Here is a 26,159-nt window from a genome sequence, read left to right on the forward strand (position 1 = left end):
ACTCCGCTCAATAGACCGACCCGCCTACGACACCGTCGTCCAAGACCAGATCACCACCGCGAAGACCAACACCGACCAAACCCCCGAACAACAACTCGCGGGACTCCTCGCCAGCGGCGACACCTGGACGATCATGTAGCTCGACCGGAACACGGAAAGGGCCCGCGACCGTGAGGTCGCGGGCCCTTCCCGTTCAGCCGAACCGCGTCAGCCCGATCAGAAGACCAGGTTGAAGCCGCCCCAGCCGGCGGAGATCACCTTGCCGCTGGCGTCGATCCACTTGCCGTGCCCGTCCGTGGTGTACAGGCGCATCTGGTTGCTGCTGTTGACACCCAGCAGGTCCATCATGTTGTCGCCGTTCCAGTCGCCCGGGGTGAGGATGTTCTTGTAACCACCCCAGCCGCTACCGATCTGCGTACCCGACGGGTTGGTCCAGCCACCCTTGCCATCCGACTGGTACATCCGCAGGTAACCGGTCGAGGTACGGCCGATGATGACCTCCAGGCCGTCACCCTTCCAGGCACCCGGGGTCAGGAACAGGTTGAACCCGTTCCACCCGGTGCCGATCCGGGTACCCGACGGGTTGAGCCAGCCACCCGAACCGTTGCTCGTGTACCGCCACAGCTCACCGTTGGACTTCCGGACCATCAGGCTCGGCAGGTTGTTACCCAGCCAGTTGTTCGTCACCATCAGCGCCGTGAAGTTACCCCAACCGGAACCGATCTTCTTCGCACCGCCGACGAAGTTACCCTTGCCGTCGGTGTTGTAGATCAGCAGGTCACCGGCCGTGTTCACCGCCATGATCGACGGCTTCTTGTCACCGTTCCAGTTGTAGACCCGGAACACCCGCTTGAAGCTGCCCCAACCCGCGTTGATGTTCCGCGCCGACCAGAAACCGCCGTACCCGTCGTTGGCGAACCCGCTACCCACATACAGCCGCAGATTGCCCGACGAGTCACGAGCGATCAGATCGGTGTGACCATCACCGGTCCAATCCGCGTTGACCAACGGCGGACGAGTGAAATCCGCCTTGATCACGTTGGAGTAGTAGTTGACCTCCTCGTAGAAGCCCGGGTGCTCACCGCAGTTGCCGTAGCCCCAGTCGGTGATGCCGACCTGCTTGCCGTTGACCAGCAGCGGACCACCGGAGTCACCGTTGCAGGTGTCGGCGGACGGCGCGCTGGGCGTGCCGTCACCGGCGCAGAGCATCCGATCGGCGTAGAACGAGGAGCCGGCGTCGTTGGCGCAGTAGGTGTCGGACTGGATCGGCACCGACGCCTTGCGCAGCCGGCTGTCGCCGTTGTCGTTGATCGAGTCGGTGATGCCGTACCCGACGATGTCCGCCATCTGACCGGCCGTGTACGCCGCCTCGCCCTGCCCGGCCAGGGTGACCGGGGTGTAAGCCGAAGGCAGGTTCGTCTTCAGCGTCAGCACGGAGACGTCGTCGAGGATCGGCGCGTACGGGTCCGACTGCTGGGCGATGTTCCAGCTCTGGTGGGTCCAGGTGGAAGCGACCTCCGCGACGTACCCGACGTTGGAGATGATGTTGCCGGAGCTGTCGAGGAGCTGGTCGTGCCCGGCGATGACCCGGGTCGTACCGGCCCCGTCCGCGGTGCAGTGTGCCGCGGTCAGAATCTTGTTGGGGGCGACAACGGTGCCGGTGCACCAGCCGTAGCCGAGGTTGCCGTCGAGGTAGGTGACGACGCCGACGATCCACGGGTACTGCGAGGCGCTGACGGTGCTGCCCCCGACGATCCGGGGGGTGGCACTGGTCGCCGTCGACTGGAACAGCGGGCCCTTCAGACCCGGGGTGGGCGGGGTGAACTTCCCCGCCCGGAAGTGCGGCAGCTTGGTCGACCGGTCGGCCTGGACGGTCGACGCGTCGAACGCACCGCCGGCCGGAGCGGCCTGACCGGCCGTACCCGGCGCGACCGCCGCCGCACCACCGAGGGCGAGACCGGCAGCCAGGATTCCGGCCACCCGCCGCCGTCGGGCTCGTGCGATGTTTGCCTCTTCAGCCACTAGTTTTCCCGTCGTTCGGTTATCGAGGCACTCGAAATTGCCGATGTGGCGGGGCGCCGCAGGAGCTGACGACGAGACGCGAGGCGCATGGCCTCGCATGACAGTGGATCCCCCGTGTCGAGCCAATCAGGAGACGTCGGCGACAGATCGGGCACCGCGCCCATTGGCAATTCCAAGCGGCCTGACCGTAGCAAGCCTCGCGACGGATGCAAAGATCCGAGTGGTCAATTGTTCGATGTCCGACTCGCGGCGCGCGGCCCTGCCGAACGGCCATGGTCGCGCGGCGACGGACGGTCACGGAAAGGCGGTCGCGGTCGGCCGGTCGTCGCGGACGTGGACCAGCATGTCGCCGGTCTCGATCACCGCACCGGCCTTGTCGTTGAGGGTGACCACCTTGCCCCGCCGGACCAGTGCGATGACCAGGGACTCCAGTTCGCGAGGCGACCGGCCCACCTCGTCGCGCTCGGCCGAGCGCATGGCCAGCGCCATGCCCTGACCGGGGGTGAGCAGGTCCTCGACGACGTCGATCAGCGGCGGCGCGGAGGTGGAGAGGCCGAGCAGCCGCCCGGCGGTCGCCGAGGAGACGATGACGTGGTGCGCCCCGCTCTGCTTGAGCAGCGGCGCGTTCTCCGCCTCGCGGACCGCCGCGATGATCCGTACCTGTCCGGCGGTCAACTGCCGGACGGTCAGGGCCACCAGCACCGAGGCGTCGTCACTGTCGGTCGCGATGATCACGGCCTTGGCCGTCCGGACGTGCGCCTCCTCCAGGACCGACGAGCGGGTCGCGGAGCCCTCGATCGCGACCAGCCCGGCGGAGGTGGCCTGCCGCAGCCCGGCGCCGCTCCGCTCCACCACCACGATCCGGGACTTGTCCAGGCCGTTCTCCAGCAGCGCGGAGACGGCGCTGCGGCCCTTGGTGCCGTAGCCGCAGATGATGACGTGGTCCTTCACGGTTCTCCTCCACCGCGACAGGCGACGGCCGGTCCGGTACTGCTCGGTCAGGACTTCCAGGGTGGTGCCGACCAGGATGATCAGGAAGAGCACCCGGGCGGGGGTGACGAACAGGACGTTGACCAGGCGCGCCGACGGGGCGGCCGGGGTGATGTCGCCGTATCCGGTGGTGGAGAGCGAGACCACCGCGTAGTAGAAGCAGTCGAGGAGGGTGAGGCCGTCCTCGTTGACGTCGCGGTAGCCGTCCCGGTCGAACCAGACCGCGGCCACCACGGCGAACACCAGGCCCAGGGCGGCGAGCAGGCGCAGACTCAGCGCACTCAGCGGCCCCCGCCGTTGCGCGGGAAAATGGATCACCGTCGGTCCTGCTCCGCCGCTGTCGCCTGCACGTGCACAAGATAGCCGGTACGCGGCCGCCGGGCCCCCCGGGCGGCCTCCGGGGCGGCCTCCGGCACCCGGACGGGGCATGATGGGAGGGGCCAGGACGCCGACCACGAGGAGGCCCGCATGTCGTTGCTGCGACGGGTGATCGGCGGGGTGCTGCGTCGGGTACGGCTGCGGCAGGGCCGCACGCTGCGCGAGGTGGCCCTGGCGGCCGGGGTCTCGCTGCCCTACCTCTCGGAGGTGGAGCGCGGCCGCAAGGAGGCCTCCTCCGAGGTGCTGGCCGCGATCTGCCGGGCCCTCGGCATCCACCTCTCCGACCTGCTCGAGGAGGCCCGCGACGAGCTGCGCCGGGCCGAACGGCGGGCCCCGGTGACCTCGGGCTCCGGTCTGGTCCGGCTGGAGCGGGCTCCCGCCGGCCGGGGCGACGTACGCCTGCACGTCGGGTCGCGCCCGGGTCGGCCCCAGCCGCACCTGTCGCGCCGGCCCCGGTTCGGCGGTACGCCGCTGCTGGGCACCCGCGGGACGCTCACCGATCTCGGGCTGGCGGCCGGCGGGCCGATCGGCGCCGGGACCGGTTACGCCGTGCCGACCGTGCCCGGCACGGGCACCCGGATCTGGTTGATCCCGTCCCCGGCGCCGGCGCACCGTCGGCCGCGTACCGGCCGCCCGACGGCCCGGCGACGGACCGCCCGCGTCTGACGGCGGCCACCGGGCCGTCGGCGGCCGCGATCGATCTCCCGCGCGGGTGTCCCGGCAGCTACGGTGTGTGCCATGACCGGCGTAGCGCCCCTCATCGACGCCCTCATCGGGTTGGGTCTCACCCAGTACGCCGCCCGCGCCTACCTGGCCCTGGTGGCCCGCGAGCGGTACACCGCCGCGGAGCTGGCGCGGGCCTCCGGTGTGCCCCGGCAGCGGATCTACGACGTGCTCAACTCGCTGAACGAGCGCGGGCTGGTCCGGGTGCGTCCCGGCCCGGTGGTGCGCTACGCGGCCGTCGACCCCGAGGCGGCGGTCAGCCGGATGATGGAGGTCCACCGCACCGCGTACGAGCAACGTGAGCGGGCCGGCGCCGAGCTGATCGACCAGCTCGCCCCGCTCTGGACGCGCGGACGGTCCGAGGACGACCCGCTGGACTACGTCGAGGTCATCCGGGACCGGGAACAGCTCGGGGAGCGGTTCGCCGAACTCCAGTCGGGCGCCCGGCACCAGCTGCTCACCCTCGCCAAGATGCCCTACCTGGTGGTGGAGAATCCGGCCGGGATGGCGGCGGCTCAGCGGTTGGCCCGCGAGGGTGGGGACGTCCGCTGCGTCTACGAGCACGCGATGCTCGACGACCTGGCCCTGGTGGCGCACACCCGGGGCTTCGTGGGCGCCGGCGAGCGGGCCCGGCTGGTCGCCGAGGTGCCGATGCGACTCTGCATCGCCGACGGCGCGCGGGTGCTCATGTCGATGCGGGACCCGCGCGCGGACGAGGCGTCGAGCACGTCGCTGCTGATCGAACACCCGGCCCTCGCCCAACTGCTCATCCAGGCGTACGAGTCGATCTGGGCCGCCGGCGAGGAGTTCGAGGCGGCGGTGGCGCGGGTGGTCCCGGCGGCCGGCTGACCCTCCGGCGCCGGCCCGGCCGCTTCTGCCCAGGGCGGATCTGCCGGGGGCAGAATCGCTGGGCCGCGGGCCACCGCGCGCCGGAGGCTGGAGGCGGCCGGTTCCCGGGCGTCCCGTCGCCCGCCGGCGGCACGGAGGGTGGTCAGGTCATGGGGTACGGCATCTGGATGCTCGACGAGGGGCAGCCGTCGTTCGGCGACCGGGTCTTCGAACGGCTGCTCAAGGAGCGCATCATCTTCCTCGGCACCGAGGTCACCGACGCGTCGGCCAACCAGATCTGCGCGCAGATCCTGCTGCTGGCCGCCGAGGACCCGGAGCGGGACATCTTCCTCTACATCAACTCGCCGGGCGGTTCGGTCACCGCCGGGATGGCCGTCTACGACACCATGCGGTACGTCAAGAACGACGTCGGGACCCTGGCGCTCGGGCTGGCCGGTTCGATGGGGCAGTTCCTGCTCTGCGCCGGCGCGGCCGGGAAGCGGTTCGCGCTCCCCCATTCGCGGATCATGATGCACCAGCCGTCCGGCGGCATGGGCGGTACGGCCGCCGACATCACCATCCAGGCGGAGAACATGCTGCACGTGAAGCGCACGATGCAGGAGCTGATCGCCGGGCACAGCGGGCGCACGCTGGACGAGATCCAGCGCGACTGGGACCGGGACCGCTGGTTCACCGCCGAGCAGGCCCGCGAGTACGGCCTGATCGATCAGGTGGTCACCCGCGCCGAGCAGCTCGCCGGGTGAATGGAGGGGCCCCTGTCAACGGGGCCCCTCCATTCATCGGTCAGGGATAGTTGATCACCGGGCTGGTGCCGTACGAGCCGACGACCGGGGTGCCGGCCTCGTTGATCGTGCGTTCGATGCCGCCGCTGCCGTCCAGGAAGACGGTGATCGCGTCGTGGAACCGGACGCCCGCCCGGCGGGGCGCCTCGATCGCCCGGTCGCAGCGGATGTCCACGCCCTGGTTGAAGTACGAGTAGACGCCCAGCCCCCACGCCTCGTGCTTTCGCACGTGCCCGGCGACCTGGTAGGAGGCCCAGCCGTTGCCGGTCGGGCTCCGCCAGGCCGCCTGGCTCGGCGGGTCGTACGGCAGTTCGCTCTGGTAGAAGACGGTGCGGCCGCGCTCGCCGCGCCACACCGTCTGCCACCGCTGGTAGTGCTCGACGAAGAGGCCGTACGCGGTCACGTCGTCGGCGTTGACGACCACGCCGGTGTCGGCGGTGTTGACGGTCCAGCCGATGGTGCCGGGCCTGCCGTGGTCACCGCGCCAGGCCCAGATGTTGTCGATCAGGGTGTGCCGGCTGTTCACCACCAGGCTGGTGCGGGCCCTGCCGACGGTCGGGCCGCCGATCCGGAAGAAGACGTCCTGGAGCGAGATCGGGTTGCCGGCGTGCGGCCGGTGGCTGTGCGGCTTGCCGACCTCGACCAGCACCTCCGATTCGACCGGCCCGGCGTCGACCAGCACGCCGGCGATCCGTACCCCGTCGACGTCCTCGATCCGCAGGGCCGCGTCCCCGGTGGTCGGGGCGAGGCTGGGCATGCCGAGGCCGAGCACCACGGTGTCCGGGTGCTTGACCCGCAGCGCCCGGTCCAGGTGGTAGACGCCCGGGGTGAGCAGCAGGTGCCGGCCCCGGGACAGTTCCTGGTTGATCCGCTTGGCCGAGTCGGTGGGTCGGGCGACGAAGAAGTCGGCCAGCGGCAGCGAGGGCACCGGACGGGCGCCGGCGGCCCAGGTGGTGCCCGCGGTGTCGTGCCGCAGCGCGGGCACGGCGACCCGCCAGCCACCGGCCGCGTCCACGAAGAGGTACGGCTTCTCCCTGGTCACCGGGCTGGTCGGCAGGGTGGTGTACGGCGGGTTCGGGAAGCCCTGCGCCGGCGCGCCGAGCACCCCGGAGAAGACCTGGTTCCAGACCCCGTTGGTCCAGTCGCCGCCGAGTTCGCTGTCCCGGGTCAGCCACTGCTGCTGGGAGCCGTTGATGGTGATGCCGTCCACCTTGGAGTCGGCGATGTACCCGCCGCTGGAGTAGCCGCCGTTGCCGGGCTCCAGCCAGAGGATGCCCTTGATGTGCACCCGGCGCATCGGGGACGCCTGGGAGACCGCCCACTGGTTCGACCAGTCGGTGGGGGTGACGGCGAGGTTCTCCGCCGAGCGCCAGAAGTTGGTGAGGGCGGAGATCCCCGCGGGCGAGTTGGGGTCGGGCTGGCCGATCACCCGGACCGCGCCGTGGATCTCCACGTCGTCGGGGTGGGCGCCGAGGCCCGCGACGGTGGTGTAGTAGCCGAGCCGGGCGTTCACCTGGTACCGGCCGGGCTTGAAGAGCACGGCGTAGCGGTCGGCGCCCATCTCGTTGTGTTCCTGCGCGGCGAAGAGCCGGTCCAGGGTGGACTGGATCTCCTCGACAGGAGTGGTCGGGTCGTACACGAAGACGTTGGGGCCGAAGTCGGGCTCGGCGGCCCGGTCGCCGGCCGCGGGCGCGGCGGCAGCGGGCAGCGTGGGCAGTCCGAGGGCGGTCAGCGACGCCGCCGAGGCGGCGGTGACGGTGAGGAAGCGGCGGCGGGAGGGGTCGAGTGGTCTCATCTGCCTGCCTGTTCGGTGGTGGGGTACGGGCCGGCCAGCAGGCGTGAGAGCGCTCTCCTGACCGGACGTCCTGTTCCTACCCCATCGATCCCGCCCGCGCCAGACTCCGCCGGTTCCGGAACCGGGTCAGCGAGCGTCGTAGCGGGCCCGGGCGGCCTCCACCTCGGCCAGGTGGGTGCTGGCCCACGCCTCCAGGCCGGCGACCAGGTCGAGCAGGCTGCGACCGAGGTCGGTGAGCGCGTAGTCGACCCGGGGCGGCACGCTGGCGTGCACGGTGCGGGTGACGATGCCGTCGCGCTCCAGGCCGCGCAGGGTCTGGGTGAGCATCTTCTGGCTGATCCCGTCGACCCGCTCGGCGATCTCGCCGTAGCGCCGGCCGCCCTCGGCGAGGGTGAGCACGATCAGCACACTCCAGCGGTCGCCGATCCGGTCCAGGACCTTCCGGCTGCCGCAGTTCCGGTTGAACGGGTCCGCCTGCACGACTCACTCTCTCTCAGTGCGTACCGAACTTCAAGGTGCCTACTCTCCAACGGGAAGTAAGGCGGGAATGTTCCCGTTGCCGTGGGAAGACAGCTGATGTCGCAACCACAGGGAGTGCCCATGTCCATCGCCGTCACCGGTGCCACCGGTCCGCTCGGCCGCCTGATCATCTCCTCGCTGCTCGACCGGGGCGTACCCGCCGACCAGATCACGGCGGTCGGCCGGAACATCGACCGGCTCGCCGAACTCGCCGGGCGCGGCGTGGCCACCCAGCGGGCCGACTACGACGACCCCGGGTCGCTCCAGGCGGCCTTCGCGGGCGCCGAGAAGCTGATGTTCGTCTCCGGCAGCGAGGTCGGCAAGCGGGTGGTGCAGCACGGCAACGTGGTCACCGCCGCCAAGGAGGCCGGCGTCCGGCTGATCGTCTACACCAGCATCGCGCACGCGGACACCTCCAGCCTGGTGCTCGCCGCCGAACACAAGGCCACCGAGCAGCTGATCACGGATGCCGGGCTGCCGTACGTGTTCCTGCGCAACAGCTGGTACCTGGAGAACTACACCGGCCAGCTCCCGACGTACCTCCGGCACGGGGTGACGGGCGCGGCGGGTGACGGGCGGGTCAGCGCCGCCACCCGCGCCGACTACGCCGAGGCCGCCGCGGTGGTGCTCACCGCCGAGGGCCAGGCCGGCAGGGTGTACGAGCTGGGCGGCGCGCCCGTCACCATGACCGAGCTGGCCGCCGAGATCTCCCGGCAGGCCGGCCGGACCGTCTCCTACCTCGACCTGCCCGTCGACAAGTACACCGAACTGCTGGTCACGGCCGGCCTGCCCGAGGGGTACGCGGCCATGCTCGCCGACGGCGACCGCGGTCTCGCCCAGGGCGAGCTGGAGGTCGGCGACGACCTGACCACCCTGCTCGGCCGCACCCCGACCACGCTCGCCGAGGCGATCCGCGCCGCGCTCTGACGGCTCTCCCCGGCCGCCGTCCCGGACCAGCCGGGGCGGCGGTCAGCCGCGCTCGGCGCGCAGCTTCACCAGGTCGTCGACGAGGGCCTCCACATAGTCGGCCGTCTCCTCCCAGCGGGTCACCGGGATGCACTGGATGCCCATGGCCTTCACCGGGTAGTCGTTGCCGCCCACGTCGAGCCGGTCGCCGACGAAGAGCACGTTGTCCAGCTTCAGGTCCAGGCACTCCAGCAGCTTGCGCATGCCGTACGCCTTGTCCACACCCTTGCGGGTCACATCGATCGAGGTCGAGCCGCCGCCCCGCACCTCCAGGTCGGGCAGCTTCGCGGCGACCGCGTCCCGCAGCCGCTTCTTCCTGCTGCCGTCCGGGTCCCAGCCGTACTTCTCCGCCGGCGGGGCGGACTGGCCCAACGCGGAGAAGGTGATCTGGCTGCCCCGGTCCTCGATGATGTCACCCCAGGTCTTCGACTCCCAGAGACCGAGCGCCTGCGCCGACTCGGTGAGCGCCGCGACCACCCGGGCCTTGTCCGCCTCGCTCAGATCCTCGGCGTAGACCTGCCGCCACCCGCCGTCCAGCCAGCGGTAGTAGCGGGTGCCGCAGGTCGGCATCAGGTGCAGCCGGCCGCGCTGCTCCTCGGTGAGGTCGAGGTGGGCCAGCACCTGCATCTCGAACTGCTCGAACCGGCCCCCGGAGATGATCAGCACATCCACCTCGGTGAGCAGGTGGCCGAGGAGTTCCGCCATCCGACGATCGATCCGGGACTTGGAAACCGCCAGGGTGTCGTCCAGGTCGAACGCCACCACTCGAAGATCGTTCATCAAGTACCACCATGTCGTCGCGGGCAGGCCAGGACTTAGCAGGGTACCGACGGTGACCATCCGGCACCCGCGAGCCCCGATCGTCACGCTACGCAGTCCTCGAAGCAGGTTATCGCCTTCTCTCGGGTCAGCCCGCCGGAATGCGCCCGGCGGCCGCATGGACGGAGATCGCCAGCCTCGCGGTACCGCTTCCGCTCGACGCGCTCCGGCCGGCCGGCGAGGCACCGCCGCGGGTCAGCGGTCTGACCGCTACCCGTGGCGGCCGGGCCGTCCGGACGAGCCAGGCTTCGACCGGATCGCGCCTGCTGGTCATGGCCTCCTCACGCGACCTCCGCCACGGTGACGGCCCCCTTCAGGTCAGCTTCACCAGCGCGAGCCTGCTGTTCCTGGTCGGCGGTGACGGCGCGCTCCAGACGTGGCGGCTCGGCTTCTCGATCGAGCTGCCCCCGGCCTCCCGGGTCATCGTGAACCTCGAACACTCACCCGAGCTGTCGCTCCGGTGCCGGGTCGACTCGTCGGAATACCACTCCCTGGCGCAAGGCGTGGCGCAGGGGACGGTTCGGAAGATCGGGTTCTACCCGTCCGGCCGGGCGGACATGACCTACCTCTTCGGCCTGCACAGCGAGTCCCGCTTTCGCAGCCTGGCCATGCTGCCTTTCGCCGGCTCGGTGGGCCTCCTCGCCACCGGGCTCACGATCGCGCTCATGTACGCGGGGTACACGGACATGGCCGCGGTCGCACTCGCGTTGGCGTTGGCGCCCCCGGCCCTCCAAGCGGCTCGACCCTCGACCGGGTTCTACCGCTCGGCCGACATCCACAGTCGAGGCCCGGCGGTCTGGATATTCGCGCTCTCGATGGCGGCATACGTTCCCACCACCCTGTTCGCCATCCTCACCTTGACCGACCTCAGCCACCTCCGCCGGCTCAGCCAGTCACTCTGCTATTCCCTCGGAGTGCTGCTCGGCCTGTTCGGGATCGGCATCCTCGTCGCGGTTCGGGAACAGGTTCTCCCCGCTCACTACTGCGACGTCTGCACGCACCGGCTCTTCTGGCGCCGTCGCAGTCGGCTCCACTGGGCCAGCAGGCGTACCGTGTGCCAGGGGTGCTTCGCGGACATCGAGGCCCGCGAGCAGGCGGAGGGCTGAGCAGGTGGCGCAGGGACCGCTGTCGTTCGACATAGCCGCGGAGATCGCCGAGACGATCAGACCGGCCCTGGCAGACGCCGCCCGCACCGAATCGCTCGGCGAGATCACTCAGGACAAGGGTGGCGACCACACGGCACACCGGGTCGACGATGTGGCCGAGCGCGTGCTGTTCGACGCCCTTGAGCGGCGGCGGTTCGCCGGATGCGTCTTCTCCGAGGAGGCCGGTCTCGTTCGGCTCGGCGACGAGCCGCGGATCGTCGTCTGCGACCCGTACTGCAACACCACCCTGACCTTCCACGGCGTCCGCGAATCGGCAGTGGCGGTGTACGAGTACAACCTCGCCGGGGATTTCCTGAGCGGCGCGATCGCGGACATCCAGATCCCGCGAGTGGTCTGGGCCACGACCCGCGAACGGACCCGCGTCACCGCGTTGAACGGCAGCACCCGTCCGTCCCCGGCGTCCTGCTCGAAGATCCCGCAACTGGACCAGGCCTTTCTCGTGGTCTCCCTGCTGAAGCGCCGCCGCCGGCAGAACCCGCCGCTGAAACTCCTCAGCGGGCCGAAGTTGCTCAGCACCATCGACGGAGCGATCGTCGCCGCACGGATCGCGGTGGGCGAGGTCGACGGATTCGTGGACCATCAGTTCGGGCAACCGTCCTACGAGACACTGGCGTACGAGCTGGTCGTCCGCGCGGGCGGCGTGGTGACCGATCCCGCCGGGGCACCGATCGACTTCGGGGCGATCGTCCGTGGCCTCGGGCGTGGCGAGGTGGGCCGGCACCGGTTCGTCGCCTCAGCGAACCCGTCGCTGCACAGCGACGTGTTGGCACACCTGGCAGCCGACTGACGGCCGGCCGCCCGGGTCAGAAGTCGATCCGCATGACCACACGGCGGGGCGTCGGGTGGCTGACCTCGACCAGGCCGGCGTCCGCGAAGACGCTCGGGCTGCCCACGTACAACTCTCCCCAGGTGGCCTCCCGCCCGGGTGGCAGGACCAGCGGGTAGCCCTCCAGGGCGCGGGCGCCGCGGTCCCGGGCGAAGTCGACGGCGGCTCGGGCGAGTGCCCGGCTGACTCCCCGGCGCCGGTAGCCGACCCGGGTCACGAAGCAGGTCACCGCCCAGACACCCGGGTCGTCCCGGTCCTCGTCCCGGCCGGTCCACGGCACCCGGGTGAACCGGAGGCGCGGGTACGCGGTGCGCGGCTCGACCGCGCACCACCCGACCGGTTCGCCGTCCAGGTAGGCGACCAGCCCGCTGGTGGTGCCGGACTGCGGGTCCCCACAGTCGGTCTGGTCCCGCAGCCGCTCGGCCCGTGCCTCGACCGGCAGAGATTTCCAGTCCCGGTCGCGGACCTTGAACCACTGGCACTGGCAGCGTGCGGCCTCACCGCGTCGGCCGAACACGGCCTGCAGGTCGTCCCAGCTCGCCTCGTTGGCCGGCACCACGGTGATCGCCATCAGACCGCCTTCCCGCCGACCGTGCCGACGCAGGCCTCGTTGCCCTCCGGATCGGCCAGCACCCAGAACGAAGGAGCGTGCGCGTCGGTCACCAGACGGCCGCCGGCCGCGAGCGCCGCCGCGATCCGGGCCTCGGCCACGTCGTACGGGACCCAGACGTCGACATGCATCCGGTTGCGCTGCGGTCGCGGCGCGTCCATCCGCTGGAACCAGAATGCCGGCCCGCGCCCGTGCGGGTCGACCAGGTCCTCGGGGCTGCCCGCGCGGTACGCGTACCCGAGCAGGGCCCGCCAGAACGTGGTGACCGTGGGCAGGTCCAGCGCGTCGACGGTCACCTGCACGCTCTGCACGCCCGACGGCTCCCCGGGCACGCCCAGCTCACGCGCCACCGCCGAGATCGCGCGGGCCAGGTCCAGGTCCCGCCGGGTCAGCCCGTAGTGGTCGGCGGTCAACGTGACCAGGCGGACGAGCACCCCGTCGGAGCGCAGGTCGACGTCGGGTCGGTGGTCGTCCGGGCCGGGCAGCTCACCGATCGCCCGGATCAGCCGCAGCCCGGCCGCGAACGACCCGGTACGGAACCAGGCGCACGCCCCCTCGCCCAGCACCCGCCAGTCCGCCACTCCGTCCGCCGCGTGGAACTGCTCGGCGGTGATCCGCTCGGTCAACGTCACTCCCCTCGTCGGTGCCGTTCAGTCTGCACCCGGTCACCGACACCTTCCGGCGTACCGGTGGGCCACCGTGACGCCGCGGGTAGTGCCGGTCCGGCCTGCGGCGCGGTCCGCCGGGGCACGCGAAGGTCCGGCCCGGCTGCTGGCGGCGGGCGCTCGCCGCCCGCCGTCGCCGGGAGGAAATCGGTCGACAGGGCCGATCGCCGCGGCCATCGTCGGGGGCATGCTGAGTCAGGAGGAGATCTGGGACGCCGAGGCGGCCCAGCGATACGACACGCCCGGCACCGGTATGTTCGCGCCCGAGGTGCTGGGGCCGACCGTGGCGCGCCTCGCCGCGCTCGCCGGGGACGGGCGGGCCCTCGAGTTCGCCATCGGGACCGGCCGGGTGGCCGTGCCGCTCGCCGAGCGGGGCGTACCGGTCACCGGCATCGAGTTGTCCCGCGCGATGGTCGACAGGCTGCGGAGCAAGGTGGACGAGGCGGCCATCCCCGTGCTGGTCGGGGACATGACCGCCACCGTCGCCCCCGGCAGGTATTCGCTCGTCTACCTCGTCTACAACACCATCTCCAACCTGCAGACGCAGGCGGAGCAGGTGGAATGCTTCCGCAACGCGGCCCGCCACCTCACCCCGGGCGGGCGGTTCGTGATCGAACTCTGGGTACCGGAGCTGCGCAAGCTACCGCCGGGCCAGCAGGCCACCGTCTGGCACGCGGAGCCCGGCTACCTCGGCCTGGACACCTACGACGTGCTGCACCAACACGTCGTGTCCCATCATTTCCATTTCGGCGAGGGGACCGAGGCGCGGCTGTTCCGCAGCCCGCACCGCTACATCTGGCCGGCTGAACTGGACCTGATGGCGCAACTGGCCGGGTTCGAGTTGGAGTCCCGGCACGCCGACTGGTCCGGCGGCGAGTTCACCGCCGACTCCCGCTCCCACGTCTCGGTCTACCGCCGGCCGGAGTGACCCCGGTCGGCTGGCGCCGGCGCCCCGGCAGGATTCGAACCGGCGACACTCGGTCGAGGAAGTCTGGACACCGCGCCGGACCCGGGCGGCGCAGGCGCCGGCACGCCTCGGCCACCGCCCAGGGCCGCTGGCCGGCGTACCGCGGGCGGCTCAGCGTCCCGGCACCGGGGCCGGTCGAGGTGGTCCCGACGGCGCGGTGGCCGGGGCGCGCCACCAGCGGCGCGACGCCAGCGCGGCCAGCCCGGCGCCGGCGGCGTTGAGCAGTACGTCGTCCACCGAGGACACCCGGTCCAGCCGCAGGACGTACTGTGCGGCCTCGACCAGCATCGAGCAGCCCGCCGCGAGCGCCAGGATCCGCGGCACCGACGCCAACGCCGCGAACCGCACCGGGGCGAGGAACCCCAGCGTCGCGAACACCAGTAGGTTGCCGATGACCTGGAGCGTCACCGTCAGCGGCCCGGCGGCGAGGATCGTGAGCAGGTCCCGCAGCGGTACCAGGCTCACCCGACCGGGGACGTTGCCCGCCCGGTCGCCCGGCAACATGATCATCCACACCCACGGCACCGTCCCGTAGACGATGCCGACGTCGGCCAGCGACATCCGCCATGCCGCAGTGGTGCCGGTGGCACTGCGACGGTGCGCCAGCGCCCAGACCGCCAGCGCGGCCAACGGCAGTGCGGCCACCGTGATGAGCGCCACGCCGTTGAACGTACCCAGCCAGCCGTGCCACCCCCGGACCATGCCACCCCCGCTCCCGTCCGATCGCGAAATCTACCCCGGCCCGGGCGGTCGTGATGGTCCGCCCTGCTCTCGGCAGCCCTGGAAGCGATCGGGCAGGAAGCGGGCACGGAAGCCCCGGAAACCGGCGCGGTAATCGGTGATCTGGTGCCCCCGGGGTGACCCGCAGAGCATCCGCGACAATATCTGACCTGCGGAAACGCGCCCGGGCGGAGATCGAATACCGGTACGGGCTGCCCCCGAAGTAGCTTGCCCGGCAGCTCACGGCTTACGGTGCTGCGGTTTCGACGGGCACGTGTTCGTCCAACCCTGGCCCGCCGGCCCCGGCGACAAACGCCGCGACCACACCATCTTCTACCAGTACAAGGCGGATCGGGCCCGACGCACCCTGCGGGGGATCGACCAGCAGATCACCAAGGCCGAGAACGCCGACGCCGGCAAAACAGCGGTCAAGCGGAACCGGTACGTACGCCTGACCGGCGCGACCAAGAGCGTGAACCGGGCCCTGGAGGCCAAGAACCGGGCCCTCGCCGGCATCAAGGGCTACATCACCAACCTCCCGAACCCGGACCCGCAGCAGGTGATCGGCGCCTACAGCCGGCTGCTCCAGGTCGAGAAGTCCTTCCGGATGCCCAAGACCGACCTGGCCGCCCGGCCGATCTACCACCACACCCGCGAATCGATCGAAGCGCACCTGACCATCGTGTTCGCCGCCCTCGCCGTATCCCGCTGGATCGAGCACACCACCGGCTGGACCATCAAACGCTTCGTCACCACCGCCCGCCGCTACCGCACCATCCAAATCCAAGCCGGCGACCACACCATCACCGCAGCCGATCCCATACCCGCCGAACTCCAAGCCGCCCTCGACCTCATCCACGGCACGCACTAAATGAGCCAACTCGGGTCCAACACCCGCACCGAGTCGAGCTTGCTGGTCGGTTCAATGATCCTGGCCAGCACCAACGCCTTGAACACCTCGTCCTGCTCGGCCGCCACGGCGAACCCCAGGACGTCGTACCCACGGCCCAAAGCATCCAACAGGTGCCCGGCCCTCGTGGACGTGATCGGCAACGGGTCACCCCCGTTGGCCGGGCTGCTCGGCAGACGCAGATCCAACTCGCCCTGCCCCGCGGCCATCCGCTGCCGAGCCACCGCATTCAACAGTTCCAGGTCCGCATCCGTGTGCGCGGACCCGCTGTGCTCGATGTCCCGCGAGCCCCGCCGCTGGGAGTGCACGATCTGCACCGCCCGCGCCCCGGACGCCGTCTTCACCGTCCGCACGTACGCCACAGCCGACACGATAGAACCCGACCCATTTAGCGCGTGCCTACCGACACAACACCCCAGGTCACAGCCTCGCAGACCCCAGAATCAGCCGACCGTGAGCCAAGTCGGGTCTCACGACCACCAACGATGGACAAAACGGTCCAGCCGAAACGGTCAGGAAGGGAGCAAAAGCCTCTGACGGATCGAGGCTAGCCTTTACACTGCTTTCGGGCATCTGCGGCGAACTTCTCACGATCCATCGCTACCGCGCGTCCAGGCCCTCCAGTAAGAACCTCATTCACCTTCAGCTTATCTAGCCCACTGGAGTCGAAGTGGAATCTCATCAACAGCCCCACAGCGTAACCGACGATGTCCAATGTGTATTGTCTACCTGGAGTCAACTCCTTAAGGGAATTACTTTCGGACGTCCAGCCGTCCGCCTGTGCGAGCAACGGCACGTCGACCAACCGCGAGGACTGAGCCTCCTCACGACTCCGGCTAATGTGCCAAATCTCGCTCCCATCATCACTAGCGAATGCCTTGATCCCCACAATCGCCTCATCGGGGCAGCCGACGACCAATACGTGAGTCCGCCCGTCACTGTCCGAAATGAGCGCTGCGCGAGTATCGCGCGGCGGCTGACACGCTGAAATTGACAGCACGACTGACAAGGCAATGCCCAAGACAGTTCCCTGCCACCGCCTTCTCCCATAAATCATTCTTGGGATCCGTTCCACGAGAACTTAAGAACGAGGATTCCTGGGCCTACCTGAGATAGAGCCGGTAGTCCGGGACAGGGTTGCCGCCTTGCACAAATTGCCCGTTCACCTCTTTTGGCGCTTTCCAGTAACCACCCTGGAATGGCTGCGCCCCCACCTCGTAGTCGTTGCAGGCACTCCAATCGAGACACCTGATATACGAAGCACCGCTCTCCAGCTCGTAATCTGCGGCATAGGTCTTCCAACTCTTAGCCTTTGCCCATTGCTCCGAGTGCCTCGCCTCGTGCGCCAACAGATTTCGCGCGTAGTAGTCAGGATTAAGGCACTTTCCGCGATTATCACACGTCTTCGCGATGTCGGAATAAGCAGTCTTCTCGTCTTCCAACTCCTGATCGAGATCGGCGGGAGATCCTGGATAGAACAATACGTCACCAACGGTCATCGGGCGCCCCTGCATTGTCGGATCGAATCCAAAGCAAACGACCTGCTCTGCCTTGACCTCACATGCATCAATCGAGCCGAAGAGACGTACGTAGGCAAGGGCAAGGGCATCGCTCCCGTTGTCCACATTTCCCGGACGAATCTGCGGCGACTGTCTCGTGAGGCATCGACCCTGCACAAGCAGGCCGAAGCAGGTAGAAGGAGTTGGCGCCGCTTGCGGAGACGGTGCGGGCCGGGGGCCCTGTCGGCGATCGCGCCGCCGGTTGTCTTCTCTCTGCTGCGCCTTGCATGCGCTACCGCAGCCGGACCCGCCGTATCGGAGTTGAGTGTTGATCTCTGACTGTTGCGATGGCTTCCCACCACTCCATTGTGCGTCTTCTGGACTCAGGCCGGTCGGGTCGCTGAGGGTGGCGGGAGAGTTGTTGGAGTAGCTGTACCCATTCCACTGCTGAGGGTCTGCATTACTCATGATCGGGTCGACGCTGATGAATCGGCCGATGGTGGGGTCGTATTCGCGGGCGCCGAGGTGGGTGAGGCCGGTGGGGTCTTGGGTTCCGCCGACGAAGCCTTTGTCCAGGGTGGGGGCCCAGGTGCCGGTGGTGGTGCCGCGTTGTTCGCCGTAGGGGAGCATGTGGCGTTTGGCGACGGCGAGGGTGGTGGCGTTGATGGTGAGTTCGGCGGTGCCGTGGTGGTCGTTGGTGATCCAGTTGACGCCGGTGCCGGTGCGGATGGCGATGGTTTGGCCGGCGAAGGTGTAGTAGCGGGTGGCGGTTTTGGTGGTGGTGCTGGTGGTGTAGCGGACTTCGGTTCCGCCGGGCAGGTAGAGGGTCTTGCCGGTGGAGTCGGTGCGGATGAGCCGGTTGCCGTCGGCGTCGTAGATGTAGCTGCTGGTGGTGGCGCCTGACGTGCTTTGGAGGTGGCCTTCGCGGTCGAAGGTCAGGTTTTGGGTGGCGCCGGTGGTGGTGGGTCGGGTTGTGGTGTTGCCGGCGTTGTCGTAGCTGTAGCCGCGGGTCCAGGTGGCGGCGCCGCTGGCGGTGACGCTGTTGACGGCGTGCGGCCGGGCGGCGCCGTCGGTCGGGTAGGCGTAGGTGTAGGTGGTGTCGGTGGTGCTGTGGCGGACTTCGGTTTTGCGGTTGCCGTTCGAGAAGAGGTTCCAGGTGTGCCAGTAGGGGTAGGAGCCGCCGATCTGGGTCCAGGCGGTGGGTTTGGTGGCGCAGCTACCGGTGGCGGGGGTCCAGGCTTCGGTCATGCGGCGTAGGTAGTCGAGGGTGAAGCACTGGTGGTCGGCGACACCGCCGCCGGGGGTGTCGTGGATTTCGGTGACGTTGCCGGCGTTGTCGTAGGTGTAGTTGTAGTTCGCGGCTTCGGGTTTGAGTTCGGGGACGACGTTGGTGCTTTTGAGCCGGCGGGTGGGTTCGTCGATGTTCGAGGTGACGATGACACGTTTGCCGTATTCGCCGAGCTGGTACTGGGTGAGTTGGCCGAGTTTGTTGTAGGTGACGTCGTAGGTGTAGATCTGGGCCGCCGACAGCGGGCCGGCGGGGTCATCGACGTCGGTGTAGCCGTTGATGATCTTTTCGGAGGTGAGGTCGGCGGCGGCGGGCATGGTGACCTGGAAGGGCTTGCCGTTGGCCCGGTACGTCATGGTGGTGGTGTAGGTGCAGGTGTTGGGGCTGGCGGCGGCGCACAGGTTCGACTCCGCGGCGGGGAGCACGACGGAGGTGGAGGTGGGCCGTCCGTAGGTGTCGTAGGCGTCGACCTTGGTGGTGTATGGGTTGCCGCCGGAGTAGCGGGTGGCGGAGGTGAGTTTGCCTGTGCCGTTCGGGAGCGTGTCATACACCCAGGTGGCGCGCAGAGCGCCGGTGGCGGTGTCGTCGCGCATGCTGGTCTTGCGGCCGAGTTCGTCGTAGGTGTAGGCGGTGGTGGCGGTGCCGGTGCCCAGGGGGCTGGTGGTGGTGGCGACGTTGCCGGCGGCGTCGTAGGTGCTGGTGGTGGTGCCCTTGTCCGGGTCGACGGCCCGGGTTTGCCGGCCGCGCAGGTCGTAGGTGTAGGACCAGGTGTTGGCGCCGGTGACGTCGGTGACGGTTTTGAGCTGCCCGAGCAGGGTGTAGGTGTGGGTGGTTTTGTCGAACTTGGTGGTGTCGTCGCTGCCGACGTCGGCGCGGTTCTTGTACTGCCGCAGCGTTGTGGTGCGGCCTTGGGCGTCGCTGAGGGTGGTGGTGGCGGTGCCGCCGGCCGGCGGGGTGATGCTGACGCGTTCCCCGTTGTAGGTGGTGGTGGTGCGCCATTTCTCGGTGCCGTTGGCGAGCAGGATCTGCGCCGTCTGGCGGCCGGCGCCGTCGTAGGCGTTCTGGGTGATGGAGGGGATCTGCCCCTGCGGGGTGGCCAGGCTGGTGTTGACCGCGGTGTTGGTGGAGTCGTAGTAGGGGGCGGACGTCCAGGCGGTGGCGCCGAGGGTGTTGGTCAGGGTGTCGGTGATCGTGCGTCCACCGCCGGTGGCCTGGAGTTGGTTCTGCCGCAGGCGCAGGAACCCGTCATACAGGTTCACCGACTTCCGATACGCCGTCCCCGTCACGAGCAGTGTTTCCGTGGTGACCGCTGACGGACCGCCGCTCTTGCGCACCAGATACGTGAACTTGGCACTGGGCGTCTGGGTGGCCTTGTTCCGGCCGGGGATCCAGGTGTTGGTGAGCCGGCCGAGCCCGTCGTAGGTGAGGTCGGTGACCGCGCCGTTGGCGTCGGTGATCTTCGTCGGCGTCCCCCACGCCGGCTCCACCAGCGTGGTGGCGGTGTGGCCCTTCGCATTGGTCGCCACGGTTTGGGTGACCAGGCCGCCGTTGGCGGTGGTGTAGGCGGTGGTGGTGGTGTAGCCCCGCGGATCGGTGACCGACGTGACGCGGCCGTTGCCGTCGTAGGTGGTGGTGGCGGTGCGGGTGTAGACGGGGGTGCTGCCGTTGAACTTCTCGAGTTCTTCAGTGCGGACGAGGTTGCCGTGGGTGGGCGCCTGCCCAAAGGAGGTGTCGTCGACGTAGGTGTCGTAGAACGCCCGCGACCGGTTGAGCACGGTGGCCGGATCCGCGGGGGTGGGGGCGCCGGTGCAACGGACGGACAGGGTTTCGGTTTGGGAGACCCGGTCGATCATCCAGATGCTGTCGTTGCGGGCGTAGGTGTTGCGGGTGCAGGTGTCATCCGTGGTGATGGCCTCGTCGCCCTGGTCCTCGACGGTGGTGGGCAGGCCGTCGCTGTTGAAGCTGGTGATGGTCTTGGTGTAGCGGTAGCCGCCGCCGGCGAGGGGGGTGCGGGCGCGGGCGATGTCGGTGTTGGTCATCCACGCCCGGGTGGTGATCCCGTCGCGGGTCCGCGTCGCGGTGGGGCCGTTGATCCACGGGTTGTTGCGGGTGGAGGAGATCTCGGTGCCGCCGGGCCCGTTGTAGGTGATGGTTTGCAGTTCGAAGCCCTGCAGGGCTTCGTGGTCTTCGATGGCGCCGCCCCACGAGTCGGTGACCCACACGTCCTTGACGCCACTGGTCGCCTTGTCGCCGTCGAGGCCGCGTAGGTAGCGGTGCTCGACCGCGGTCTGCTGCCCGGCCGGGTCGCCGTGGCGGACGGTGACCTTGCCGTAGCCGCGCCAGTCGCTCCAGGTGCGGTACTTGTCCTTGGTCAACTCGTCGGTGTTGTACGCCCAGGCGGGGGTGTCGTAGTCGTACTCGGTGACCTCGGTGGGTTGGTCGGTGACGGTGTCGTCGAGGTCGATGCGGGTGACGACGTACTTGTGGAACCAGTCAAGCGTCGGGTTCACGCCGTCCGGGTCGTAGTACGACGGCATGCACCGCTTCGTGTTGCTCGCCGGTGACGGCAGGGTGGTACGGGTGCAGTCGGGTCCGGAGTAGGTGACGATGATGTCCCCACCGCTCTCGGTGTGCACCGCCTTGATCCGCCACCGGTTCAACGCCGACCGCTGGTCGGCGGGCCCGTCGACCCGGTTGGGCAGCGGCAGCGACCCGGTGTCGAAGGTGATCTCCGGGTCGGAGACAGCGGCGCCGCCGGCGGTGGTGACATGACCGGTGCGGGTGATGCCACGCAGCCACATCGGGGTGGACTCCCCGGTGCCGGCGTTGACGAACTCCTGCCGCAACGACCACGACTCCACATCCGCGTATGTGGTGGCGCCGTTACGGGTCTGCGCGGTGACCTTCGTCAACCGGCGGGCCGTCCAGAACGTGGGCGAGCCCTGCGTGGTGCACTGGTCGCCGGCCTTGCAGTACTGATCCCACGGCGTGTCATACCAGTTCGCGGTCACCGGGTCCGACGTCCACGCCGCCCCCGACCAGCAACTAGACAGGCATCGTTCGGCGGTGGTGAACACGACCCGCAGCGGTGCGGCCTGGGCGTACTCGGCGTTCTTGCGCATGCCGTACTCGATGCGCGCCAGCCAGCCGCCGCGGTCGTAGGTGGTGCGCTGGCTGGGGGTGTTGTCGCGGGCGTAGGCGCCGGTCTCCTTGCCGTAGAAGTACGCCATGCTGTTGCTGTTGGGGTCCACGACGTAGTCGAGGTTCCACCGCCACGCCTGGGAGCAGTAGGCGTTGGCGAACGTCGCGTTGTAGCAGGGCTCGCCGGAGTTGTTGCCGAACACCGGCACGGTCCACACCGAGTCGGTGACCGCGTTGCCGCTGGCCCAGCCGGGCAGCTTGTGGTAGCCGAAGTAGTACTGGGTGCCGTCGGTGGTGGTCACCTTCCAGTACTCGTTGTCGTTGTCCCCGTTATCCCGCGCGGAGCTGGTCAGCTTCTCCACCCGCGTGCCGTCGTCGTTGCGCAGCCGCCACACCGACCCGTCCTTGATCAACTCCCCGGCGTGGCCGTTGAGGGACAGGGTCGCGTTGTCGGTGAACCAGCACAGGTCACCGGTCTTGTGACCCGGGTTGTCATCCGCGCACGACTGGTACTTGCGCTCAATAAAGCCGGGCCAGGAGTCCCAGCCGTCACCGACCCACGAGCCCTGGTTGTTCGTCAGCGCCGTGCGCCCGTCGAGGCTGCCCGAGGAGTAGGAGAAACTGATGTTCGGGGCCGGCCCACCAAGGGCGGGTGGCACGCGCAGCGGATACGACCAGGAGAAGTCCCCGGTCTGGGTCGACACCTGCCACTGGCCGGCCGCCGACAGGCTGGTCGCGGTGTAGTCGCCGCTGTCCCCCGACGCGCCGGCTTCGGCTGCCAGCAGCATGTTGGTGCTCGACGTGAGCGAGATGTCCGTCGACAGGAGGCTGTCGGGGGTGTCGTTGAGCGTCGGCAGCGGGGTGCGCGTCTGACACGACGGCACCTGCGGGGTGGTCAGCGCGCACGCCGGAAGCGCCACCAGCCGCAGCCGCGATGCCCAGTCACCGCCATAGGCGTCCGCGAACCGGGCATAGTCCACCTGCAGACCGGTGTGCCCCGTGCCGGTCTTACCGTCCGCGCGGCCCACCGAGAACAGCAGGCCCCGCACCCCGGCCCTACCGGTCGTGGCCCGGTCATGCACCGTCACGGTCACCGAGGTGACAGCGTCACGCGGTGTCGTGTCGGCGCCGCCGCCGGACGGGACCGAGATCAGCACCGGAAGGGTTCCGGCGCGCGCCCGCACCGGCCCGGTCAGACCCGCCCGTGTGCTCTGCGCCTTGTCAGCTGCCCCGGTGGCCTGGGCGAGGTCGGCGATGCTCGTGCCCGCCGGCCAGACGATCTTCTTCGTGCCGGTCACCACACTCGAGGAGGCGTGATAGGAGCGGCTCTTGCCGGGCTTGGCGTCGCGCACCGGCACACCGGCGGCCTCTTTCGGCTTCGGAGGGTTCCACGTTGGTGCGGCTTGCGCCCGCTGCACCGGCTGCCCCAACGCGCTCGCTGTCAGCGCCACCGACAAACCGCCGGCCAGCAACACCGACCGCCACACCCGTCGACCGAAAACCATCTCCCGGCCCTGGCCGGAACCTGTTCCACTCACCACGACGCTCCCCTATGCGTACGGAAAAAGACCCTGACCGGCGCTGCCGGTGTGCCACGACGTCCTCAGGTGCCGGGTGGCCGTCACCCGTCTCGTGCCGCGCCGCCCGTGTGGGCCGGCGTCGCCGCCGCGCGCCCGGGGACGCTGGCCCCGGCCGCGGCGGCGCGTGTGTTACTGCGCTGCCTGCTGGCAGATCTCGAAATCCGTCAGCACCCGCTGATAAGCGCGGGCATCGTCGATATCACCGCGCCAGTAGGAGGTACCGGCCCCGGCCGACCAGCCACGCCCGATCGCGAACGACCCGGTCGCCGACCACGACGCCGCAGCGTTCACCTCGGCGACCTCACCCCCGCACGAGCGGGGGTCACCCATCACGTAGACGCGCATCTTCCCGGTGGCCTGGTCATAGCGGCCCGCCACGTGCACCCAGGTGCCGGTCGTTGGCAGCCCCGCCGACTGGCCGTCGGCGCAGGCGCTGACCGCGCCGCCGCCGCTGCTGTCACCAGTCATGGTGAAACACCAGCCACCCAGACCGCCGTTGGCGTTCTTGTTGTACTGCAACTCGAACCGCGAGGCCGTCGGACCGTCCTGCGCGAGGATCGTCTGCTTCTGCTGCGCCGCCAGGTCGGTCGGACGCACCCACGCCATCACCGTGAAACTCTTCGTCGTGTCCAACACCGGCCCGCTGGTCGTCACCACGTCCGGTGAACCGGACAGGTGCACCGCGTTGCCCAGATAACCAGACACGAAACGCGCCCCGCCGCCGAGACTGCCCGGCTTCTTAGCGCTGAAGCCGCTACCCGAATCCGCCGCCGTCTTCACCGGATCGGCCTCGTCGAACTTCCACAACGAGTAGGCCTCCGGCACGGGTGAGACCCAGAACTGGTAGTCGTAGGTGCCGCTGGTGTTACCGGCCTTGTCCTTCGCCTTCACATGCATGGTGTGCACCATGTCCGTAGTGGGCGTGTAGTTCGCCGACGCCGCCGTCGTCGTCGTCGCGGCACCACCATCGACGTCCCACGTGTACTCGTCCGCGCCCGACGCGGTGAAGGAGAAGGTGCCCGGCGTTCCCACCGTGGCCCCCCACTGCTTCCACTTGTACTGGTTGGAGGTCACGTTCGACACCGTCGGCGGGGTCGTGTCGACCGTGAAGCTGTACCAGAGTCCCCAACTGCTCCACAGACCCGCCTCGTCCCGACTCGAGGCATGCCAGTAGTACGTGCCACCCGACGACAACTTCCCGGCCGGCACCTGCGCCGTGGCCACACCCGTCGCGTTACCGACCGTGGTCACCACCGGGCGGGGCATCGTGGTGCTGTCCACCACGATCGGCGCGGCGAGATCCGCAGCGGTGCGGATCTCGAAAACCGTCAGCAACTGACCGCCATAAGGATCCTGCACCTGCACCCGCAACGTCGGAGTCACATTGCGCACCAGAGCAGGCGAGGAACACTGCTGGTAACAGTCCGACGTCGTCGTGAACGCCAACCCGACGGGCTTGACCGGCGCGAGATCGTAGGTGGCAACCAGATACGTCTTGTCGGTGTAGAACTTCTTCCACCGATCCTGACTCGACTCGTACTAATCAGTCGGGTTGCACGCACACAAACCCACCCAGTACGAACTACTGCTCAACACCTGCGCCTTCACGTCGTTCAACAGCGTCGATCCCTCGAACACCGCGCTCGCGTCCGGCTGGGTCGACCCGCAGCCACCGGTCTTGTTGGCGTTGCCCGCCCACGAATCCAGCCACGTCGCCGCCGAACCCAACGGGTGGGCCGTCCAACTCATCCGACCGCCGCTGGCCGTCGACCAACTCGACGTCCGATACAGATGCACCCACGTCGGATCACACGACCACGAGTGATACAGCTTCATCTGGACCTCAGCGGTCAACACCGTCTTGCCGGACATCGCCGACGTGTCGAAACTGAAATACGACCGGTATCGCGCCCCCGAATCCGGGCTCAAACCCACCCGCGCGTAGGTCGTGTCGTTGTTCTCCCCGTTACTCGTCGCGTACGCCCACTTCGACCGCTGCTTACTGAACGCCGGATCGATGAACAGCGGAAACACCGACGCCGGCGCGGACAACATCGCCGTGTCCGGGGTCAACACCAGATCACCCGTCGACACCGCCACCCCAACCGCAGCCGACGAGGCCACCTCACCCGGCCCCCGCGCGGTCGACACCAAATCCCCGCCGTCGCCGGCATCGGCAGTCGACGCCGCGACCGACGACTCCGTCCCCGACCCGGTCGCCGCCGGCTGCACCGCATCAGCCGACAGCGACGAGTCCCACATCACCGCCGGCGACGCCTGCAACAGCGGCTCACCACCCGCACCCGCCAGATCCAGGCCACCATCCGCGGTCCGCGTCACCCGCATATCACCGCCGAGCCCGTAACGGACCTGCCGCACCGCCGGACCCGCCGCCGCCTCCGGCGTCAACACCTCCAACACGTGACGAAAACCGTCCCTGCCCGCGATCACATGCAAATTCACACCCGGCAGAACACCGTCGTAGATCGCCGTGTCGCCGGCGATACGCGGCGCCGGCAACACCCCCGGCCAGCGCAACTCGAACGTCGAACCGGCCTCACGCCACGTCACCAACGGCCCCCAACCGCCACCCGAAAACGTGAGGTCAGCCGTCGTCGCCACCGGCGCGAAACCATCCCTTACCCGCCGCAAAGTGGTATCGACGTCAGCCCAACTGCCATCCGGACGGTGCACCCGCTGCGGCACCACCGACGACACCAACCTGCCCACCCCAGACGCGTCGACGAACACCTGCGTCGTCTCCGACCGCTCGCTCAACACCTCCACGCTCTTACCGCACTCCGCAGCAAACTGCCTCGCCGCCTGGACGTCCTCCACCACAGACCCCGAGCAATCCACAGCAGCCGCACCAGCCGACGTCGGCGCCACCACCCCGATACCCGCAGCCAACAGCACCGCCGTGAAGGACCCGAAGAACCCTCGA

18 protein-coding genes and 2 pseudogenes are annotated in these 26,159 nt (G+C 69.2%); 8 read left to right on the forward strand and 12 right to left on the reverse strand.

Annotation, left to right across the window (positions count from 1 at the left end):
- Positions 1-216: 216 nt before the first annotated feature.
- Both EFE23_RS15780 and EFE23_RS15785 read right to left on the reverse strand, forming a co-directional pair.
- The gene (locus EFE23_RS15780; protein WP_123241691.1) at positions 217-1,980 is read right to left on the reverse strand and encodes a trypsin-like serine protease; all 1,764 of its coding nucleotides are present in this window, start codon (positions 1,978-1,980) and stop codon (positions 217-219) included.
- A gap of 336 nt (positions 1,981-2,316) precedes the next feature.
- Positions 2,317-3,330 (reverse strand): potassium channel family protein, encoded by a 1,014-nt coding sequence (locus tag EFE23_RS15785; protein ID WP_123241692.1) that lies wholly within the window; start codon positions 3,328-3,330, stop codon positions 2,317-2,319.
- 150 nt (positions 3,331-3,480) lie between these two features.
- Here EFE23_RS15785 and EFE23_RS15790 point away from each other — a divergent pair, with 150 nt between their 5' ends.
- From EFE23_RS15790 to EFE23_RS15800, 3 genes are all read left to right on the forward strand, one after another.
- Complete coding sequence (locus EFE23_RS15790; RefSeq protein WP_123241693.1) at positions 3,481-4,056, forward strand: helix-turn-helix domain-containing protein; 576 nt, start codon at positions 3,481-3,483, stop codon at positions 4,054-4,056.
- 72 nt (positions 4,057-4,128) lie between these two features.
- Complete coding sequence (locus tag EFE23_RS15795) at positions 4,129-4,962, forward strand: TrmB family transcriptional regulator (protein WP_123241694.1); 834 nt, start codon at positions 4,129-4,131, stop codon at positions 4,960-4,962.
- Positions 4,963-5,111: 149 nt separating this feature from the next.
- Positions 5,112-5,705, forward strand: coding sequence for an ATP-dependent Clp protease proteolytic subunit (locus EFE23_RS15800; protein WP_123241695.1), 594 nt, complete (start codon positions 5,112-5,114; stop codon positions 5,703-5,705).
- Between the two features lie 40 nt (positions 5,706-5,745).
- On the opposite strand, the gene EFE23_RS15805 is transcribed toward EFE23_RS15800, so the two are convergent.
- Positions 5,746-7,539, reverse strand: a complete 1,794-nt coding sequence (locus EFE23_RS15805; RefSeq protein ID WP_123241696.1) for a pectate lyase-like domain-containing protein — start codon at positions 7,537-7,539, stop codon at positions 5,746-5,748.
- 126 nt (positions 7,540-7,665) lie between these two features.
- Positions 7,666-8,019 carry a winged helix-turn-helix transcriptional regulator gene (locus EFE23_RS15810; RefSeq protein ID WP_123241697.1) on the reverse strand — a complete coding sequence of 118 codons (354 nt, stop codon included), beginning with the start codon at positions 8,017-8,019 and terminating at the stop codon, positions 7,666-7,668.
- A gap of 120 nt (positions 8,020-8,139) precedes the next feature.
- On the opposite strand from EFE23_RS15810, the gene EFE23_RS15815 reads away from it, so the two are divergent.
- A complete protein-coding gene (locus EFE23_RS15815; RefSeq protein ID WP_123241698.1) occupies positions 8,140-8,985 on the forward strand; it encodes an SDR family oxidoreductase in 846 nt (281 codons plus the stop codon).
- A gap of 42 nt (positions 8,986-9,027) precedes the next feature.
- Here EFE23_RS15815 and EFE23_RS15820 read toward each other — a convergent pair whose 3' ends face one another.
- Positions 9,028-9,804 (reverse strand): HAD-IIB family hydrolase, encoded by a 777-nt coding sequence (locus EFE23_RS15820; protein WP_123241699.1) that lies wholly within the window; start codon positions 9,802-9,804, stop codon positions 9,028-9,030.
- 140 nt (positions 9,805-9,944) lie between these two features.
- Between EFE23_RS15820 and EFE23_RS28185 the strand changes: the two genes are divergently transcribed.
- Together EFE23_RS28185 and EFE23_RS15825 are read left to right on the forward strand one after the other, a co-directional pair.
- The gene (locus EFE23_RS28185) at positions 9,945-10,949 is read left to right on the forward strand and encodes a hypothetical protein (RefSeq protein WP_158675870.1); all 1,005 of its coding nucleotides are present in this window, start codon (positions 9,945-9,947) and stop codon (positions 10,947-10,949) included.
- Positions 10,950-10,953: 4 nt separating this feature from the next.
- A complete protein-coding gene (locus EFE23_RS15825) occupies positions 10,954-11,796 on the forward strand; it encodes an inositol monophosphatase family protein (RefSeq protein ID WP_158675871.1) in 843 nt (280 codons plus the stop codon).
- A gap of 16 nt (positions 11,797-11,812) precedes the next feature.
- On the opposite strand, the gene EFE23_RS15830 is transcribed toward EFE23_RS15825, so the two are convergent.
- Both EFE23_RS15830 and EFE23_RS15835 read right to left on the reverse strand, forming a co-directional pair.
- Positions 11,813-12,406: a GNAT family N-acetyltransferase gene (locus EFE23_RS15830; RefSeq protein WP_123241701.1), complete on the reverse strand. Its 594-nt coding sequence runs from the start codon at positions 12,404-12,406 to the stop codon at positions 11,813-11,815.
- Positions 12,406-13,071 (reverse strand): 4a-hydroxytetrahydrobiopterin dehydratase, encoded by a 666-nt coding sequence (locus EFE23_RS15835; protein ID WP_123241723.1) that lies wholly within the window; start codon positions 13,069-13,071, stop codon positions 12,406-12,408. The genes EFE23_RS15830 and EFE23_RS15835 overlap by 1 nt, the downstream gene beginning before the upstream one ends.
- A 226-nt stretch (positions 13,072-13,297) precedes the next feature.
- Between EFE23_RS15835 and EFE23_RS15840 the strand changes: the two genes are divergently transcribed.
- Positions 13,298-14,038, forward strand: a complete 741-nt coding sequence (locus EFE23_RS15840) for a class I SAM-dependent DNA methyltransferase (RefSeq protein ID WP_233601008.1) — start codon at positions 13,298-13,300, stop codon at positions 14,036-14,038.
- A 150-nt stretch (positions 14,039-14,188) separates the two neighbouring features.
- On the opposite strand, the gene EFE23_RS15845 is transcribed toward EFE23_RS15840, so the two are convergent.
- Positions 14,189-14,779, reverse strand: a complete 591-nt coding sequence (locus tag EFE23_RS15845; RefSeq protein WP_123241702.1) for a VanZ family protein — start codon at positions 14,777-14,779, stop codon at positions 14,189-14,191.
- Positions 14,780-15,062: 283 nt separating this feature from the next.
- Here EFE23_RS15845 and EFE23_RS15850 point away from each other — a divergent pair.
- Positions 15,063-15,668: pseudogene (locus EFE23_RS15850) on the forward strand (IS1634 family transposase); the annotation flags it as partial.
- Between the two features lie 17 nt (positions 15,669-15,685).
- Here the strand turns inward: EFE23_RS15850 and EFE23_RS15855 are convergent.
- The 4 genes and pseudogenes from EFE23_RS15855 to EFE23_RS15870 all read right to left on the reverse strand — a co-directional run.
- A pseudogene (locus EFE23_RS15855) lies at positions 15,686-16,069 on the reverse strand (IS1634 family transposase); the annotation flags it as partial.
- 741 nt (positions 16,070-16,810) lie between these two features.
- Positions 16,811-23,140 carry an RHS repeat domain-containing protein gene (locus EFE23_RS15860; protein ID WP_204335516.1) on the reverse strand — a complete coding sequence of 2,110 codons (6,330 nt, stop codon included), beginning with the start codon at positions 23,138-23,140 and terminating at the stop codon, positions 16,811-16,813.
- Between the two features lie 204 nt (positions 23,141-23,344).
- Positions 23,345-24,607 (reverse strand): LamG domain-containing protein, encoded by a 1,263-nt coding sequence (locus EFE23_RS15865; protein WP_148058455.1) that lies wholly within the window; start codon positions 24,605-24,607, stop codon positions 23,345-23,347.
- 147 nt (positions 24,608-24,754) lie between these two features.
- Positions 24,755-26,053: a hypothetical protein gene (locus EFE23_RS15870; protein ID WP_148058456.1), complete on the reverse strand. Its 1,299-nt coding sequence runs from the start codon at positions 26,051-26,053 to the stop codon at positions 24,755-24,757.
- Positions 26,054-26,159 lie beyond the last annotated feature (106 nt).

The organism is Micromonospora solifontis, assembly GCF_003725545.1.
In the GTDB taxonomy this organism is placed as follows: domain Bacteria; phylum Actinomycetota; class Actinomycetes; order Mycobacteriales; family Micromonosporaceae; genus Micromonospora; species Micromonospora solifontis.